The sequence below is a fragment of the Venatorbacter sp. C2-1 genome (assembly GCF_022832715.1).
Classification (GTDB): domain Bacteria; phylum Pseudomonadota; class Gammaproteobacteria; order Pseudomonadales; family Oceanobacteraceae; genus Venatoribacter; species Venatoribacter alkanivorans.
The window spans coordinates 1,424,753-1,442,165 of the sequence record NZ_CP094879.1; the positions used below are offsets into that span (position 1 = coordinate 1,424,753).

Below are 17,413 nucleotides of genomic sequence, written 5' to 3' on the forward strand. Positions count from 1 at the left end.
TGTCATGACCATCGAATTCCGCGATTACCGCCCGCTGGCGTTAGCGCAAATGAACCGTGAACACGAAGAATTTGCCAACCTGCTGAACGAGGCCGAACAGGCGTTGCTGATGGGGCGCGCAGGGCTGCCGTATTTACGCCGCGTGTATGAGCATTGTCAGCAGCACTTTGCACAGGAAGAGCGTGATATGGAATACCTGCGCTTTCCCGCCCTTGCATCCCACCGCCATGAACACCAGCGTATATTGCAGCAGTTTGCCGACGCCCTGGCAGGCTATGAAAGCAGTGGCGATATGACCGGTGTGCTCGAATTTTTAATGGATGTAATTCCAGACTGGTTTGGCCGGCATATGAACGATTACGACCGGGCGCTATCGCAGTTTTTAGTGCAGCAGGAACAAAAGCAGGATCAAAAACGGGCGCATTAATAGGCGATTATTCACGAATAACCGCCAGCGCCGGATTATCCTGCAATAACGCGGCAATAATATCTTCTATCGCTTTATCCCGTTCCCGGGTATCGGCCTGCATAGGCAGATTTAGCGAGCGGGCAATGGGGTAGTCTCCTTCTACGGCAATATAGCCGGGACCGATAAATACCTTACGGATATCAGCAGCGGCCAGTGTCAGTGCTGGGTGGTTAGCATGCGGGGCAATAAACAGTTGCCCATCGTCATAGCGCAGCAGAGTTTTAACCCGTTGCTGCTGATGATGGCGTTTATGTTCCCACCACTGCAACCACAACAGTAATGGCAGAGCCAGCGCAGTAACCGGCCAGAGAACGGCCGGTGGCTGATCGCTGCTGACCAGCCAGGCAACGAGGAAAGCGATGCTGTAAAACAGCAACATTTGTAACATCCGTACCTGACGTGGGGCGCTGACGGTTAATTCGTAAGACACCATAAACCTCCTTGTTAATGTTGGCAGAATGCCGTTTTAATCCAGCGGGCTTAACCCTGGCCGAGCGAGCTTAATTGCAGTCCCAGGCAATGCTTTTCGCCTGCCGCGAGGGTAATTACATCGGCAAAGGCATTGGCGGTTTCAACACAAAACATCCGCATCCAGGCATCCGCTGCAAACTGGCTCAGACGCAGGCTTTTTTCAATATGCGGGTTCCATACCACGGCACTGGCGCTGCCAGAGGATTGCAGTAATAAACGCTGTTGCGGGCTGATTAAACGTAAGGGACGCGTGGCATCGTAAATACGGTCGGTTTCACCGTTAAAACGTACCGGCCCCTGCTGAGTTTTCTCGCACCAGCCTTCTAAGGTTTCGATATAACGCTCACCTTCAAAGCCCAATACCTGAGTGGCACGTACATCGTCGGTGGGGAAATAGGTATGCAACGCCTGGCTGAAACATACCGGTTCGGTTCCGTTATTCTGGCTGATTAAATTAACCGCCAGACTGTCGGCGCGGAAAATAAACTGCGCCTCAGCGCTCAGCTGCGCCGCCCATTGTGGATGCTGGTGATCATTTAATGTTAGCGTAATCTCTACCCGGTCGCAGGCCTCGTACAAATCGCTCAGCTGCCATTGCCGTGCACGGGCAAAACCATGGGCCGGTGCCTGCTCCGGATTAGTAATGGTGGCTTTTACCGCCGCCGGATTCATCGCCGCACTGCCAAACCACGGCCAGCAAAGCGGAATGCCGCCGCGCAGCGATTGGCCCTGTTTGTATTCCGCCTGCTCGCTCAGCCACAGCCAGTTGTTCTCACCTTCAGGCGCGTAATGAATTAACTGCGCACCCTGTAATAACAGATCGGCGCTGAACTGCGGATGGCGGATTTCCAGACAGGTCAGCTCATCACGCTGCACCGCTTTAACAAAAGGGCTGTGAGCCAGTAACCGTGAGGCCGCGGAGGAAACAGAGGCTGCAGAGGCAGCAGTGGTAACCGGGTGAGAGGACAGAGACGGCATGGTTAGCGCTATTCCTTAGGTATTCGCTGAGACGCAGCCCTGAACTCAGGGCACAGACAAAGCATTAATATAAACGATGAATAGGCCTATAATCGCATAATTCTTTATTTTTCGGTTATCCATTTGAACACAGTTCCGTTTGCCAAAAGCGCCCTGAAAGAAGCCTTGCTGGCCGCCCTTGACGGCGAAATTGCTGCCGCACTCAATGCCGCCCGCCAGGCGCAGGAAACCGCCTCCCACGAAGGTAACAAACCGGAAAATCAGTACGACACTCTGGCGCTGGAAGCCGCCTATCTGGCCCACGGCCAGTCGGAGCGTATCCGCGAACTGCAGGAAACCCGCATCCTTATCGGCCAATGGCCGGTGCAGGACTTCAGTGAAGACGACTCCATCGCCTCCGGCGCATTGATTCAATTACTGGATACTCAGAGCAAAAGTGCGCAGCAAAATCAGCGCTGGTTGTGGATAGCGCCGGTTGGCGGCCGCCAGCTTGTGACAGAAGGACGCACTATCGCCGTGCTAAGTACCCAGGCACCGCTGGCGCAAACACTGATGCGTTTGAGTATTGGCGACGAAGTGGTTATGGGGAAGGAGCGCTGGGAAATCGGCGGGGTCTGGTAAGAGCAGGGCGGGCATAAAAAACAGTGCTATAGGTACAACATTGCGCCGATAACCACCGCGAAAAGAATAACAACCCAAATAACCCGAACAAGAAAATGAAGGCGCTTATTTATCGTGTTTTCTTTTGTAGCATGCTCCGTACCACCTTCAAAATCGAAATTTTCGTCCCGATACTCACGGAAGGCTAAAAACAGCGCAGCTCCAAAAACAGGAAGCAGCAGAGCAATGCCTGCGAGCCGGGAAATAGTAGCAGTAATAAATAACGCCGATAATATGTAAGCGAAGATCAGTATGGCGGATATAAATTCTTTTAGTGGCATGGCATAGCTGGCGGAAGAGATTAATTGATTCAGGCTTGTATTGGTCTTTTCTTTTCAGTTGCTGGGCATTGTTCTGGTTCTTAGTTAGTGTTTTTCAGAGCGGAAGGATAATACTAAAGTTTCTGAATGTAATGGTGCTCTAAAGCTTGAGTGAGTTGCCAGAATTTGGTCTTAGCATTTAAAGAAAAAATTTACAAACGCCAGGGCAAATCCGCCGACCCACACAAGTATCATTCCAGAAAATCCGGCGATGATAACGATAGTGCGCGAGAGCCAGCCTGTGCTGCGTGAGCGTCGGATGATGTAAGTGAAAAGCAGTGCGCCAACGATGATACCTGCGGCAACAATAAACCAGCCAAGCGTATCGATAAGCGGATCTTTCTGGCCGAATTCTGGCGGACACTGACTCGTTGCGTGTACAGATGAGGAACACATCATCAGTGCTGTAAGGAGTTTAACTTCTTTTGAGCGAATACCGGAAATACCCATGTGTGTTAACGCTAGTGGTGAGGGGCTTGCCGTAGCGGGTGAGGCTTGTGCTAGCTTAGCGTAAAGCACAAACGAACACCGCGGAAAGCAAGTCCCTCTCAATCGCTATTGTTATGTTTCGTTTACTACAACAGAAATCCTTTCTATATCAATGAATGGGTAGTTTTTATCATTAACTGGACCCAGGTTATTTTCGAAGTCTTTAATACCATCTTCAATGTAGCTAGTATCAATACCCTCTGAATATACCTCTCTCTCCGGGTAATAGTCATAATAGTAAACACCACTATCCCGATCACGATATATTGTATTTACATACATTTGAGTTCCATTACTAATAGAAGATATACCTTCATGCTTCCCTGAATTCGCAATAAACGTAAAAGATGTGTCTGTAGATAAATACTCAATCTCTACGTCTCGGACTGACACGTAAGAAACGCCGTCCCCATACACCCATATATATGCGGTCAAGTTGTCTCGACTTATAGTAGTTTGTCCAGTATTATCCGATGCAGTTAGGTCAATTCGAAAAGATATATCACCTTCACTTATAGCACCATCGTTATTTATATCAAACAGTATTTCCCATTGATATTCCGCTCCACCGTTTGGAGCCCCATCTAGGTTGTACGTGAATGAGCTGGGAAGCTCAGTGAAATTTATCGTGGCCCTTATTTCCTTCTCCATGTTCTCGCTATTCTGTTTCCCCTCATTCTGACAAGCTTGTAGCAGAATAATAAGAATGACTAATGTTACTTTATTCATTTTCTCACCCAGATCCATCAAGAAACATAACGCCCGGCTGCACCGGATAAATTTCCGGTGTAGCCGTTTGTTATGTGATTTCATAGCACTTAAGTGACTTACAATCTTTTGAATCGGACGGCCACAATATTACCTTGTATAAATCATCAGCTGGTTCCCACTCCACCGTAATTGAGTCGAGCCCCTTTGCCAAAGACAACAACGCATAATTGCCTTTGGGTAACTCTATACGCTTTGCCTCCGGCAAGTAATCAGTACAACCAAAAACGGCGAATCTACCTGAAGGAAAGCTGACGAAACCCAAAGAAGCATGATCCCATTCATTCAAATCGACTTGAGGCTCACTTTCTAATACTTCCAGTTCAAATTTAACGTCAACATTTCGATAAGTGCCGACAGCAACTGTATTCTTGGCTACTGCCAATTTTAGATCCAGCGCTTCATCAGTCCATATTTGAGACGTATCATCATCGGCTCCATCGTCCATGAGATAAAGCTGAAAATAGTCTGCAAAAATATCAAATTGATGTATGGACATGACTACCTCTTGCTCACATAACGCCTGCCAGCAATGGTGAGTGAAACGAGTCCAGCCAGCTTGCTGGCGAATTGGCTGGCTTTGTTGTGCAATTTCAACCCAGGTTTAGAAAAAGTTTGATATACATTATAGAGTCTTGAAAGCCCATTTTTATACCCTGGATAATATCAATATCTTCTTCACACTGATGAATTGCCGAAGCATGTGAGAGCCAACCAAATATCCCCAGAAAACAAAAACCAGTAATTTGCATGAAAAGATTATTCGATTCTATTGGCCCCGTGAAAATAGTAATACCGATATACGGAATCAATGCCAACATACTAAAAATCCAGAAGTTGGCTGAGAGGTAAATAAAGTACATGTTAAGTTCCTTTTATTGCATCGCTTTGTTAACTATTTCACCGATTTTAACTTTCCTTTCTTCTTGCTCTTGCCCCTTCTGCGTTTGAAAAATATTGGTAGAGCCTTCCAGCAGATTCCTCCGTCTAAGCCTCTTGCTGGAGCTAAGTTAATTAGAGCTATACAAGCACTTATGGGACCAAAGAACAATAGCGGAGTTACAAGATACCAGGGCATGCCCTTGTGGAAGAAGGTTAGAATTAGCAATGCAGGAATAAACAGTAAGCTCTGTGCTGCGATGCCTCCCCAGCTCACCAAGTAATTTGGGTAGTTGTCGGATGACAGTTCAAAATGACACAACCCGTGGAATGGGTATAAGTCAATTGAGTATACATCTAGGCCAAGCCTTTGAGCGACAAACATATGACCAAACTCATGTACAACCAAGATACCCCAAAACGATGCCGCGCCAACAAGAATGGAAATATCTCTCGTGGAGCCTAAAAGGCCCAGCACCAAGATAAGACTTAAGCTCCAATGCATTCTGACTGGTACCCCGAAAAAAGGAAATAGAGTTACAAACTTTAAATTTGACATAAATTCTTCTTTTTGGATGCTGGGTTGAAGCTATTAGCTCCGTATAGTTAACGCCTAGGCTAAGGGGCGGCGCTCCGCGCCGTCCAGTACCTTCAGCCTTTTGTTATGTTTCGTTTTCAGTTATACAAAAATAAAGCTCAATATTTGAGTGGTTCTCAGCTTCATTCTTATAGAAGTTTTCAATAGTGGTCTTAGAATTCCAAGTAGACCGTTCTACAAAATCATCGTACGACTCATCATCTTCAAAAGACGTTGAATATCCAACGACTGTCGTTGGGTGTGATATTCGACCATCTTTTCCTTTCAAGATAAGCTCCCAGCCGAGAAGCCCGATATTTTCCAATCTGAGTATCTCTATCGCTTCCAGAACTTCTGGATAAGGTAGTGTTATTTCAGCATCCAATATTGAGAGGCTTCTTAACCGTTCTGGCAGCTTCATAATTCCTCAGAAACATAACGCCTGGCTCAAAGGCGGTAATGGAGTGGAGCCAAATGTGGTAAAGTGCGCGCAGCGCACCACATTTGTTGGAACGGAATTGCCGTCCTTTGCAGCCATTTGTTATGCATTTTTTGTAGCTTTAATTGCGTTATTAATTTTCATGTTTTTTACCAACATAGATGCACTAAAAAACAATATTAGTAAAGGAACAGGCATTGCGAATAGAAGGAAGCCTATTTTACTTTCGCCATTGAAATAGTCGTATAGAAAAAACAAAACTGTAGTCGTTATATTTATAGATAAAGCAGTATATATTACCAGGTACAAACCACTCAGTGGATAAAGAAATTGTTTGCTACATTCTTTGCAATTGCATTTCAGGAATCCAGTAAAAGCGCGTTCATTTCTTGTGCTTCCAAGTTTCCCGCATTCAGTGCAAATAACAATTGGATTTACTTTATACATTCTACTTTCTCGATTGTTGATAGTGTATAACAGTTTCTTAGTAGGCATGCTCATTAACACACCTAAGCCCTTATTCAGATTCTCAGCCTAACCCATTGTCCAGGCTGTAAAAATCATCGTTATTTTCTTTCTTGTCAGAATATAAACGCGCAGGCACGCTTTTACCCTGAACCGCTCTTTACATTTTGCGCGTTATCATTTGTCGCAGAATCCTAAATGATTGATTTTCTTGCCTTCTTTCTGGGCCGAAGGTGTCAATCCGCGCATGCGCGTTTTGCTGCCGGAGCGTAAACGCGCATCAGATTGCGCAAACAGTAAAATATACTGGTTGTTTGTACATTATTTTTCTTCGGTGATTTTCAGTACTTTTCCGGCAGTGAAAATCGTTCTGGTCTGCTTGTATTCCAGACACGCTGCCGCCCGTCCTTATATACGCAGGGCAGGAGTCGCGTGGCTTTATCATTCGGGATTGTAAGCGGGGGAGGGCGAGTGTCCGGACGGTGAGTTCGTACGATATGGCGGCATCCCTGCAGAGGGTCGAGAGTACTGAAATTCGGGGGCGGGTTCAATAATTGATAAAAATGGTTACAAGTGGCAAATGACGACAGGTATTGCTTTGGCTCTTCTTGATAATGAAAGCTGTGATCTGGTGGGCAGTGCCCACCCTACATATCAATGTGAACGCATGGCAGCTTCCGTCGCGGATAAGATCCGCTCCTACAGTACTGTTCCTGAACTGATATGCGGCTTTGCATCATGGTTTTATGCGCACGTGGCCGGGGATAAGTTCCACGGATTGGGTGCAGGGCCGATTGTGTGCTCCTGCACAATCGGCATTTCCGCCATCCATGGCGGTCAGGCAGCCCCGCAAAGGCCTCAAAGAGACTAAAAAAGCCAGCCCGCGCAGCGGCCACAAACAAACCGGATATTGCGACTGAAAGTAGCTCCCACAGCCGTCGACTCTACAGCCGCCGTACTCTCCATCAAAATAAACAGCCATAAAAAAACTCCGGGCATAACCCAGAGTTTTTTTATTATTGCCAGCAGCTGACTGAATCTGGTTTCAACACCACCTGACTTCAGTCAGAAGCCGCCAGCAGAGGCTGCGATCATTATTTCAGATCATAACGATCTGCATTCATAACCTTCACCCAGGCTTTAACAAAGTCTTTTACAAACTTCTCTTTGTTATCGTCCTGAGCGTACACCTCGGCGTAGGAGCGCAGGATGGAGTTAGAACCAAACACCAGGTCGACACGGGTTGCTGTCCATTTTACATCGCCGCTTTTACGCTCAACGATGTTGTAGGAGTTTTTACCCGTTGGCTTCCAGCTGTAGGCCATGTCGGTGAGGTTCACAAAGAAGTCGTTGCTTAATACGCCTTCTTTATTGGTGAACACACCGTGTTTGCTGCCACCGTGGTTGGTGCCGAGTACGCGCATACCGCCGACCAGTGCGGTCATTTCTACGGCGGTAAGCCCCATCAGTTGCGCGCGGTCGAGCAGCAGTTCTTCCGGCATAACCGTGTAGTCTTTTTTCACCCAGTTGCGGAAACCATCGTGGATCGGTTCCAGCGGTTCGAAGGATGCTGCGTCGGTCATCTCGTCGGTGGCATCACCACGGCCCGGTGCGAACGGCACAACGATATCCACGCCACCGTCTTTGGCGGCTTTTTCAACCGCGGCGCTGCCGCCCAGTACAATCAGGTCGGCCATGCTGACGGGTTTGCTTAAACCGGCCTGAATGCCTTCCAGCACTTTGAGTACTTTCTGCAGGCGCGCAGGTTCGTTGCCTTCCCAGTCTTTTTGCGGCGCCAGGCGGATGCGGCCACCGTTGGCACCACCACGGTAATCGGAACCACGGAAGGTGCGGGCGCTGTCCCAGGCGCTGGCAACCAGCTCGGATACGCTCAGACCAGAGGCCAGAATCCTGGCTTTAATGTCGGCCACTTCGGCATCGCTCAGGGTGTAGTTCACCGCCGGAACCGGGTCTTGCCAGATCAGGTCTTCGGCCGGTACGTCGGCACCGAGGTAACGGCTTTTCGGGCCTAAATCGCGGTGGGTCAGTTTGAACCAGGCGCGGGCAAACACGTCTTCGAAGTAGGCCTGATCGTTACGGAAACGCTCGGCTATTTTGCGGTATTCCGGGTCGACCTTCAGCGCCATATCGGCGTCAGTCATCATCGGCATGCGGCGGATAGACGGATCTTCGACATCCACGGGCATATCTTCTTCGGCGATGTTTACCGGCTGATACTGGTGCGCACCGGCCGGGCTTTTGGTCAGTTCCCAGTCGTATTTAAACAGCAGGTCGAAGTAGCCGTTATCCCATTGTGTTGGCTTGCTGGTCCAGGCACCTTCGATACCGCTGGTGACGGTGTCGCGGCCAATGCCGCGGCTTTTGTGGTTGTTCCAGCCGAGGCCCTGTTCGTCAACGTCGGCGCCTTCCGGGGCAGGCCCAAGGTTGGCGGCATCGCCATTGCCGTGTGCTTTACCCACGGTGTGGCCACCGGCGGTTAAGGCAACGGTTTCTTCATCGTTCATGGCCATACGCTCGAAGGTAACGCGCATATCCTGAGCGGTTTTCAGCGGGTCGGGGTTACCGTCCACGCCTTCCGGGTTCACGTAGATCAGGCCCATCATCACGGCGGCTAATGGGTTCTCTAAATCGCGCTGACCGCTGTACCTTGTTCCTTCGCTGCCGCTTGGCGCCAGCCATTCTTTTTCTGAACCCCAGTAGGTGTCTTTTTCCGGATGCCAGATATCTTCACGACCACCGGCAAAACCGAAGGTTTTAAAGCCCATGGATTCATAGGCCATATTACCGGCAAGAATCATCAGGTCGGCCCAGGAAATCTTGTTGCCGTATTTCTTTTTCAGTGGCCATAACAGGCGACGGGCCTTGTCGAGGTTGCCGTTATCCGGCCAGCTGTTCAGCGGTGCAAAACGCTGGTTACCGGTGTTGGAACCACCACGGCCATCGGTTGTACGGTAAGAACCGGCGCTGTGCCAGGCCATGCGGATCATCAGACCGCCGTAATGACCCCAGTCGGCTGGCCACCAGTCCTGGCTGTCGGTCATCAGGGCTTTCAGGTCGCTTTTCAGTGCTTCGAGATCGAGCTTTTTGAATTCTTCGGCGTAGTTGAAATCGTCGCCCAGAGGATTGGTCTTGCTGTCGTGCTGATGGAGGATGTCCAGATTCAGTGCGTTGGGCCACCAGGCCATATTGTCGTTGCCGGACGTGGTGTTACCACCATGCATGACCGGGCAGGTGCCTGCTGGCTTTCCCTGATTACTGTTACTCATAAGTATCTCCTTGATTGACCGGTTGGCCGGCGCTCCCATTGTGGAAGGTTGTGGAAGTCTGTGCCGGTAGTGACTGTACAGATACAGACTAGGGGAGAAGCGCACGCTTGCCGAATTAGTTGTGGCAATACGTTCCTTAGTCAAAAGCTATCGAACTTTTTAAAAGCAAGGATTACTGGCTATCGTTAAGCCGTCGAAGGAGATTGAGGGCAGCAGGTTGAGGGAGTCAGGTTGGTGAGTCAGGCTGGTTTGTCGGTAGGGGGCTGAAATCTGTTACGCGGTTGGTAATGTGCCGGGTCAGGTAAACACAACAGCGACAGCCGCAGATAAAACACCTGCCCCGGATGGGGCAGGCCGATAACGCTCAGTCGAGCAGGAACTCCTGCCATTCGCTGAGCAGTTCTTTAAAGTCGTCGAGGCCACAGGCAGCAAAGGATTCGGCGTCGTAAAACTCCAGATCTTCGCCTTCCAGCTCCTCCAGTGAATGATCCTGCAGCAGTACCAGGGCAATCACCTCGGCGTCGTCACGGGTCAGACGCAGTAAGAAATCGCGCCCCTGCCACTGAAAGTCAGTCTGTTGGCCCTGTTCCAGGCTGGTAATGGCCTGCAACAGACGGCTCAGCTGCTCGGTATCGGCACCCAGTTCGTCGGTGAGCCAGAGGCCAAAGGCTTCGTGGTCCATCGACAGGCGTGCGCAGGGCAGCTGGCGTTCATTGTAGAAAAAACGGTAATCCATAAAGGGTCTTCGTGTGGTCAGTCGTTGTCGTCACTCAGGTCGGCGCCAGCCAATGGCCAGCCGCCCAGATCTTTGTAGCGATTGATGATAAAGCAGAACAGTTCGGCGGTTTTGTAGGTGTCGTAAGCGGCACTGTGCGCAGCGCTGTTGTCAAAATCGATGCCGGCCATTTTGCACGACTTGGCCAGCACGGTATGACCGAGGGCCAGTGCGGCAATGGAGGCGGTATCGAAGGACGAAAACGGGTGGAACGGATCGCGCTTGATATCGTTGCGGGCGACGGCGGCACGCAGGAAGCCATGATCGAAGTGGGCGTTATGGCCGACCAGAACGGCGCGGTTACAGCCGTTGGCTTTGATCTCGCGGCGCACGGTCTGGAACATGGCGGTCAGGGCGTCGATCTCAAATTCGGCATCGCGTTCGGGGTCGAACGGATCAATGCCGGTAAAATCGAGGGCTTCCTGCTGCAGGTTGGCACCATCAAAGGGATGAATATTGGCGCTCAGGGTTTCATTCGGATGCAGATAGCCATCCTCATCCATGCGTAGTGTGACCATGGCGATTTCCAGCAGGGCGTCGGTTTCGGCATCGAAGCCGCCGGTTTCAACATCGACAACCACGGGTAAAAATCCGCGGAAGCGCTGTGCCATCATGGTTTTTTCCTGTTTCTCTTCACTCACCCTCAGTACTCCAGTTTCCAGCGCAGGGTTTCGCCGGCACGCAGCGGCACAATAACATCACTGCCGAATGGCAGCTCGACCGGCGCCTGCCAGTCTTGTTTGATCAGGGTAATTTCGTCGCTGTTACGCGCCAGACCGTAGAAGTCCGGGCCGTAATGGCTGGCAAAGCCTTCCAGTTTATCCAGCGCGCCGAGGTCTTCGAAGATTTCGGCATACAGCTCAATGGCGGCGTAGGCGGTAAAACAGCCGGCACAACCACAGGCGTTTTCTTTGGCGCCTTTGGCGTGTGGCGCACTGTCGGTGCCGAGGAAGAATTTGCTGTTGCCGCTGGCGACCACATCCTGCAGCGCCTGCTGGTGGATATTACGCTTCAGAATCGGCAGGCAGTAGAAGTGCGGCTTAATTCCGCCAACCAGCATATGGTTACGGTTGTAGGCCAGATGCTGCACGGTGATGGTGGCGGCAACGTTGCTGCCCTGGCTCTGTACGAATTCGGCGGCGTCTTTGGTGGTGATGTGTTCAACCACCACTTTTAAGGTCGGATGACGGCTGACCAGCGGTGCCAGAATGGTGTCGAGGAATTCTTTTTCGCGGTCAAAGATGTCGATGTGGTTCTGGGTGACTTCACCGTGCACCAGCAGCGGCATGCCGTTTTCAGCCAGCGCAGCGGCGATATCATCGAGCTTGCCGAGATCGGTAACACCGGAAGCGGAGTTAGTGGTCGCTCCGGCCGGATACAGCTTAACGGCTACAATGTTACCGGCTGCCTTGGCTTCAGCAATCATTTCCGGGGTGGTATTGTCGGTTAAGTACAGCACCATAAGAGGGTTAAATGTCAGACCCTGCGGTACGCGTGACAGGATGCGGTCGCGGTATTCCAGTGCCTGTTCGGCATTCATCACCGGTGGCTGCAGGTTTGGCATGATGATGGCGCGGCCCATCACCCGGGCGGTGGCAGGCACGGTATGTTGCAGCACGGCGCCATCGCGTACGTGCAGGTGCCAGTCGTCGGGGCGGGTAATGGTCAAACGGTCAGTCATGCTCTTCAACCTTCAGCTAAAATTGATGGGGCATTGTACCGAAAGCAGCCTTTAACCGCTTAATTTTTCTCGGAATTGGCCGATAACTCAGGAACAGCCCCGAATTTAACAGCCTCAACCGGATGTCTATGCACAAACTAATTGCCTTAAGCTGCATGTTGCTCAGCGCTTTCTGCCAGGCGGATGCGGCGCTGGACTACGGCGGTGACATTGAAACTACCGACTGGTCGGTCAGTGGTTCGGTATTTGAGTGCCGTTTTGAGCAGACGCTGGCCGGGTATGGCCGCGCGGTGTTCTATCACGAGGCCGGCGAGGACGTTACTTTTCAGCTCGAAACCCTGAAGAACCTGATGTCGTACAGCCAGGCACGGGTCAGTATTCTGCCGCCGCCCTGGCAGCCGGGAGTAAAAAGCGAAGATCTGGGTGTGGCGCGGATTGTAAAAGACACGCCGAATCTGAGTCTGGACGCCACCCGCACCAATCAGTTTCTGCATGCCTTGCTGGAAGGCAAATGGCCTGCCATCAGCCACAAAACCTATTACGATCAGAACCGCTTTGTAAAAGTGCATCTGTCGGCGGTGTCGTTCCCGCAGTTTTATCTGGATTATCTGGAGTGCGTAAAACAGCTGTTACCGGTTAATTACCGGCAGGTGGCGCGCTCGAAGGTGCTGTTTGCCAGTGGTGAAGAGCAGATCGATGCCCCCGATATGAAAATTCTCGACCGCATTATTTTTTACATAAAGCATGATCCGCGCATTTTTGCCGTGTATCTGGACGGTCATTCTGACAACGTTGGCCGCCGTTACGATAACCGCCAGACGTCCAAGGCGCGGGTTGAGGATGTGGAACGTTACTTTATAAAGCAGGGTATTGATGCGGAAATGGTGACCACCCGTTTTCATGGTGACCGTTATCCGGTGGCCAGCAACAAAACCGCGGCCGGACGTGCCGAAAACCGCCGTGTGACCATCCGCATTGAACAGCGGGAAGATATGCCGATACCGGATAATCTGCTATTTAAACCGAAGGTCCGCACCCAGACTACCGCCAGCGGCGACTGATACCCGCCGCGCTTTCTTTATTGCTCTTTTTAGTCCTCTTTCTTTACTGCTCTTTCTTTGTCCTTTGGGTACGCCTGTTGGCTATCCCGTGCACAATCAGTACAATACCGCCCCTTTCATTATTGCTATCCGCCGGTACGGGCTGTTTGCCCCCTGTGCGGCTAATCATCATCCTGGAGAATACCCATGTCAGACATCAAGAAAGTGGTGCTGGCCTATTCCGGTGGTCTGGATACGTCCGTGATCGCCAAATGGCTGCAAGAAGAATACAAATGTGAAGTCGTAACCTTTACTGCTGACCTGGGCCAGGGCGAAGAAGTTGAACCGGCACGCGCCAAGGCTGAAGCTCTGGGTATCAAAGAAATCTTCATCGACGACCTGCGTGAAGAGTTTGCCCGTGACTTCGTATTCCCGATGTTCCGCGCCAACACCATTTACGAAGGCGAATACCTGCTGGGCACCTCGATTGCCCGTCCGCTGATCGCCAAGCGTCTGATCGAAATTGCCAACGCCACCGGCGCTGATGCCATTGCCCACGGTGCAACCGGTAAAGGCAACGACCAGGTGCGTTTCGAACTGGGTGCCTACGCCCTGAAACCAGGCGTAAAAGTGATTGCTCCATGGCGTGAATGGGATCTGACTTCCCGTGAAACCCTGATGGCGTACTGCGACAAGCACGACATTAAAGTTGAGAAAAAAGCCGGTAAGAAATCTCCGTATTCTATGGATGCTAACCTGCTGCACATCTCTTACGAAGGTGACATTCTGGAAGACCCATGGAATGAGCCGGAAGAAGATATGTGGCTGTGGTCTGTGTCTCCGGAAAATGCTCCGGACGAAGCGGCTTACCTCACCATCAGCTTCAAAAACGGTGACCCGGTTGCCATCGATGGCGTGGAAAAATCTCCGGCCACCATTATGGAAGAGCTGAACAAGCTGGCTGGTGCTCACGGTGTTGGTCGTGTGGATATCGTAGAAAACCGTTACGTGGGCATGAAAGCCCGTGGTTGCTACGAAACTCCGGCCGGTACTGTACTGCTGAAAGCACACCGTGCGATCGAATCCATCACTCTGGATCGTGAAGCCGCGCACCTGAAAGACGAACTGATGCCACGTTACGCCAAGCTGATCTACAACGGTTACTGGTGGAGCCCTGAGCGTAAAATGCTGCAGGCGGCTATCGACGAAACCCAGAAAGTTGTTAACGGCGATGTGCGCGTAAAACTGTATAAAGGCAACGTGATTGTGGTTGGCCGTCGTTCAGAAGACACTCTGTTCGATGAAAAAATCGCCACTTTCGAAGACGATGCCGGTGCTTACGACCAGAAAGATGCGGCCGGCTTTATTAAGCTGAATGCTCTGCGTCTGCGCACGGCTGCGAAAAAAGGCCGCAGCTTCCTGGATTAATTCCGGCGCTGTTGTTTTTCGCAAAAAAAGAACCCGCTACGGCGGGTTTTTTTATGGGCTTTTTGAAGCTGTTTCCAGAACACTTCTGCATGCTGCTGGCGATTTTATGTCGCAATAAATCCCTTGTTTGCTGATGGTCAGACTGATAAGTTTATTTTTAGCGTAGCGCCTTATTGATGATGGCCTGCATATCATGAAATGACTGCTTGTTAGGGATAACGATGCTGGTATTTTTCAACGGAATAGCACAGTTACGGACGTATTTTTCTCAACCAGCTATTTATAATTTTCAGCGGCGGATATTTCTGGCGGTCATGCTGGGATGGCTGAGCGGCTGCACGGCGAATGTGTATTTTCACCCTCCGGAAGAAATGTACTTAGTTCAACCGGAAATGGCGGTGAAAAAGGATCATCAATCCGGATTATGCTGTTTGCTGATACGACCCAGATAACGTGGGTGGTGAATCAGCCAGCCACCAATAAGACCAATCAGACTGCCCAGTAAAATATCGCTGAAACGCGCCAGCATAAGGGTATCCAGCGGACTTTGCAGCGCCGTTACTTCGGCAAAAAGCAGTGTTAATGGCGTAATAAAGAGCATAGCAATGCCGTAATTACGCACCACCAGAACTTCAATCGAAAAACTCAGCAAACCAATAATCAGCACCAGCATCCAGCCGTTGGGCTGCAAGGCAAAAATCAGCCATGCGATGCCCAATCCCAGTGCGGTGCCGACGACGCGGTGTATTTTCCGTTGCCATACCAAACGAAAGTTGGCGCCCTGAATAATCGCGGCGCAGGAAATAGGTACCCAGTACGGATTATGCAGCTGTAGCGCGTTGGCTAATAACGATGACGCTGCAACAAAGACGGCGATAACCGTGGCTTCGGCCAGTATCCGGCGTGCCGGAGCAACGGCGCTGACTGGTGGTGTTGTTTCTGCTGGTAACAGCAGACTGTACAGCAGGGCAAGAATACAGGCTCCCGCGCTGCCGAGGCCAACCAGCAACAGTCTATGTGAAATCTGTTCCGTTTCATGAGGCAGAACGCTTGCCAGCGCGGCAACCAGAATAAAAAAGAAACTTCCTGGTGGTGGCATGCTTAGCCAGCGTGTCAGAAAGGTACTGGCCATGGTTATCAACAGCAGCATCAGGGCAGCACTCAGAGGACCTGAGCTGATGCTGGCGAGTAAAAAACTGAGCTGAAAACCAAGGCTGCAGGCCAGCAGTGTCAGCAGGCGGCGACGCAATCCGGCGGCGGGCAGATACAGAATCACCAGCGCACCAACACAGCCGAGAATGCCGGATTTTATATCGCCATACAGTACACCCGCTAATGCAGGCAGTGCCGAACAACACGCGACCAGCAAGGGTAAATGCCACGGACGGTTGGTCGGATTAAGGTGCAGCAGGGCACGTATTTCCTGTTTTATGATGGACCAGCGTGAGGAACGCTGTGGCGAGGGCGGCATAGATTCAACCTGAGCATGCAAAGGACTATGATACGGCGATGAGGTATTGGCTTACAGAGGTTTTATGTCGTCTTCAGGGGACAATCATACCAGCGTTCAGCAGGCGGAAAACTGTTCAGAGGGTGCAGATGAGCAGCGTTGTCCGCTCTGCGGCGGGCTTAACCAGTGTGCGGTTGCAGCACAAACAGAGCCATCGGCTTGCTGGTGTTTTCAGACGGAAGTCAGTCTCAGTAAATTGCTGCACCAGCAGGCTGATCTGCCAGAAAATTATTCCAGGCAGACGTCCTGCATTTGTCCGGGTTGTGCATCGAGACTGATTTCAGAACACTCGCGGATACCATAAGGGCGGAATAATTCCAGCAGCTTACCGTTGCTTTTCAGTTCATCCATCAGTTGGTTGATTTCTTTTGCGCCGGGCATAAAACCAGGACGGATCAGAGCGGAGTGCTGATAGCGCTGGTCATAACGATCCGATACCAGAAATTCTTCACGCGCGCCGGGGTTATCTTTAAAAAAGCGATGCAGAAATGCTTTGCTCATGACTGCAATATCGCCATGCCGCTCACGCAGCAATGACAGATTTTTTTCGTTGGTCCAGGACAAAATCATCTGAAAATTCTGCCGCAGAAACTGTTCGTCGGCATTAAAGGCGGCGAAGCCGTAATGAAAACCGAGAATGCCGATCATGCGCTTATCTGAGAGGTCGGCAAAATATTGCTGGTCGCGGCCTTGTTCGGCCAGTGCCACATAGACTTCACCGTCAGTCTGATAGGGGCGGGAAATTTCTATGGGAATACCCTGCCAGCCCCAGGCCGGGTTCTCAAAAAAGATGACGTCATAATCGCCCATGGTAAAGGCCTGATAACGGCGCTTGGGCGAGATGGGTACAGGTACAAACTGATAATGACTCTGGTGCTCGTTAAGCAGCTGAATAAGGCTGATGGCGATGCCCTCATATTCTCCCTGCTCATTCTGTTCAACATAGGGAGGATATGGATAGATCCCGACTTTAACCTGAGCTTCCGGCTGTGCTGAGGCAAGCAGCTGCGGAGACAGTAAATACAGGGCCAGCCAAAGCATGATACGGCGGCTGGCACTGATCTGTCGGAAGGGGGATGTTACTTTGTAAGATTGCTTAACCAAGTCCTTGGCCTCTTTTGTATAAGCATTGTATACAGAATAGTCCTGTGTCCGGGGCTTGAAAAGATTTTACTCA

Annotated in this window: 20 protein-coding genes; 5 read left to right on the forward strand and 15 right to left on the reverse strand. The window is 50.8% G+C overall.

Annotated elements, in window-relative coordinates:
* The first annotated feature begins 4 nt into the window (after positions 1–4).
* Positions 5–427: a bacteriohemerythrin gene (locus tag MT343_RS06420; protein ID WP_145469313.1), complete on the forward strand. Its 423-nt coding sequence runs from the start codon at positions 5–7 to the stop codon at positions 425–427.
* Between the two features lie 7 nt (positions 428–434).
* Here MT343_RS06420 and MT343_RS06425 read toward each other — a convergent pair whose 3' ends face one another.
* Entirely contained in the window at positions 435–902 is a 468-nt protein-coding gene (locus MT343_RS06425; RefSeq protein ID WP_145469314.1) for a hypothetical protein, read from the reverse strand.
* A 47-nt stretch (positions 903–949) separates the two neighbouring features.
* Complete coding sequence (locus MT343_RS06430) at positions 950–1,918, reverse strand: D-hexose-6-phosphate mutarotase (RefSeq protein ID WP_145469315.1); 969 nt, start codon at positions 1,916–1,918, stop codon at positions 950–952.
* Between the two features lie 123 nt (positions 1,919–2,041).
* Between MT343_RS06430 and MT343_RS06435 the strand changes: the two genes are divergently transcribed.
* Positions 2,042–2,539, forward strand: a complete 498-nt coding sequence (locus MT343_RS06435) for a transcription elongation factor GreAB (protein ID WP_145469316.1) — start codon at positions 2,042–2,044, stop codon at positions 2,537–2,539.
* 26 nt (positions 2,540–2,565) lie between these two features.
* Here MT343_RS06435 and MT343_RS06440 read toward each other — a convergent pair whose 3' ends face one another.
* From MT343_RS06440 to pyrC, 11 genes are all read right to left on the reverse strand, one after another.
* Positions 2,566–2,859, reverse strand: a complete 294-nt coding sequence (locus tag MT343_RS06440; protein WP_145469317.1) for a hypothetical protein — start codon at positions 2,857–2,859, stop codon at positions 2,566–2,568.
* Positions 2,860–3,030: 171 nt separating this feature from the next.
* Complete coding sequence (locus MT343_RS06445) at positions 3,031–3,348, reverse strand: hypothetical protein (RefSeq protein WP_145469318.1); 318 nt, start codon at positions 3,346–3,348, stop codon at positions 3,031–3,033.
* Positions 3,349–3,459: 111 nt separating this feature from the next.
* Positions 3,460–4,116 carry a hypothetical protein gene (locus MT343_RS06450; protein WP_145469319.1) on the reverse strand — a complete coding sequence of 219 codons (657 nt, stop codon included), beginning with the start codon at positions 4,114–4,116 and terminating at the stop codon, positions 3,460–3,462.
* 70 nt (positions 4,117–4,186) lie between these two features.
* The gene (locus MT343_RS06455; RefSeq protein ID WP_145469320.1) at positions 4,187–4,654 is read right to left on the reverse strand and encodes a hypothetical protein; all 468 of its coding nucleotides are present in this window, start codon (positions 4,652–4,654) and stop codon (positions 4,187–4,189) included.
* Between the two features lie 94 nt (positions 4,655–4,748).
* Complete coding sequence (locus MT343_RS06460; protein WP_145469321.1) at positions 4,749–5,018, reverse strand: hypothetical protein; 270 nt, start codon at positions 5,016–5,018, stop codon at positions 4,749–4,751.
* A 32-nt stretch (positions 5,019–5,050) separates the two neighbouring features.
* Positions 5,051–5,593, reverse strand: a complete 543-nt coding sequence (locus MT343_RS06465; RefSeq protein ID WP_145469322.1) for a hypothetical protein — start codon at positions 5,591–5,593, stop codon at positions 5,051–5,053.
* Positions 5,594–5,696: 103 nt separating this feature from the next.
* Positions 5,697–6,032: a hypothetical protein gene (locus MT343_RS06470; RefSeq protein ID WP_145469323.1), complete on the reverse strand. Its 336-nt coding sequence runs from the start codon at positions 6,030–6,032 to the stop codon at positions 5,697–5,699.
* A gap of 1,577 nt (positions 6,033–7,609) precedes the next feature.
* Positions 7,610–9,802: a catalase/peroxidase HPI gene (gene katG, locus MT343_RS06475; protein WP_145469324.1), complete on the reverse strand. Its 2,193-nt coding sequence runs from the start codon at positions 9,800–9,802 to the stop codon at positions 7,610–7,612.
* A gap of 364 nt (positions 9,803–10,166) precedes the next feature.
* Positions 10,167–10,538, reverse strand: coding sequence for a YacL family protein (locus tag MT343_RS06480; protein ID WP_145469325.1), 372 nt, complete (start codon positions 10,536–10,538; stop codon positions 10,167–10,169).
* Positions 10,539–10,555: 17 nt separating this feature from the next.
* Positions 10,556–11,188: a ribonuclease T gene (rnt, locus tag MT343_RS06485; protein WP_222428575.1), complete on the reverse strand. Its 633-nt coding sequence runs from the start codon at positions 11,186–11,188 to the stop codon at positions 10,556–10,558.
* A gap of 32 nt (positions 11,189–11,220) precedes the next feature.
* On the reverse strand, positions 11,221–12,258 hold the full coding sequence (gene pyrC / locus MT343_RS06490; protein ID WP_145469327.1) for a dihydroorotase: 1,038 nt from the start codon (positions 12,256–12,258) through the stop codon (positions 11,221–11,223).
* Positions 12,259–12,386: 128 nt separating this feature from the next.
* Between pyrC and MT343_RS06495 the strand changes: the two genes are divergently transcribed.
* Positions 12,387–13,319, forward strand: coding sequence for a flagellar protein MotY (locus tag MT343_RS06495; protein WP_186435931.1), 933 nt, complete (start codon positions 12,387–12,389; stop codon positions 13,317–13,319).
* Positions 13,320–13,505: 186 nt separating this feature from the next.
* Complete coding sequence (locus MT343_RS06500; protein ID WP_145469329.1) at positions 13,506–14,726, forward strand: argininosuccinate synthase; 1,221 nt, start codon at positions 13,506–13,508, stop codon at positions 14,724–14,726.
* A gap of 412 nt (positions 14,727–15,138) precedes the next feature.
* Here MT343_RS06500 and MT343_RS06505 read toward each other — a convergent pair whose 3' ends face one another.
* On the reverse strand, positions 15,139–16,197 hold the full coding sequence (locus MT343_RS06505; protein ID WP_145469330.1) for an FUSC family protein: 1,059 nt from the start codon (positions 16,195–16,197) through the stop codon (positions 15,139–15,141).
* A gap of 64 nt (positions 16,198–16,261) precedes the next feature.
* On the opposite strand from MT343_RS06505, the gene MT343_RS19615 reads away from it, so the two are divergent.
* Positions 16,262–16,540: a cysteine-rich CWC family protein gene (locus MT343_RS19615; RefSeq protein ID WP_145469331.1), complete on the forward strand. Its 279-nt coding sequence runs from the start codon at positions 16,262–16,264 to the stop codon at positions 16,538–16,540.
* Here MT343_RS19615 and MT343_RS06510 read toward each other — a convergent pair.
* Positions 16,465–17,340 (reverse strand): substrate-binding periplasmic protein, encoded by an 876-nt coding sequence (locus MT343_RS06510; RefSeq protein ID WP_145469332.1) that lies wholly within the window; start codon positions 17,338–17,340, stop codon positions 16,465–16,467. The genes MT343_RS19615 and MT343_RS06510 overlap by 76 nt on opposite strands.
* Between the last annotated feature and the right edge of the window lie 73 nt (positions 17,341–17,413).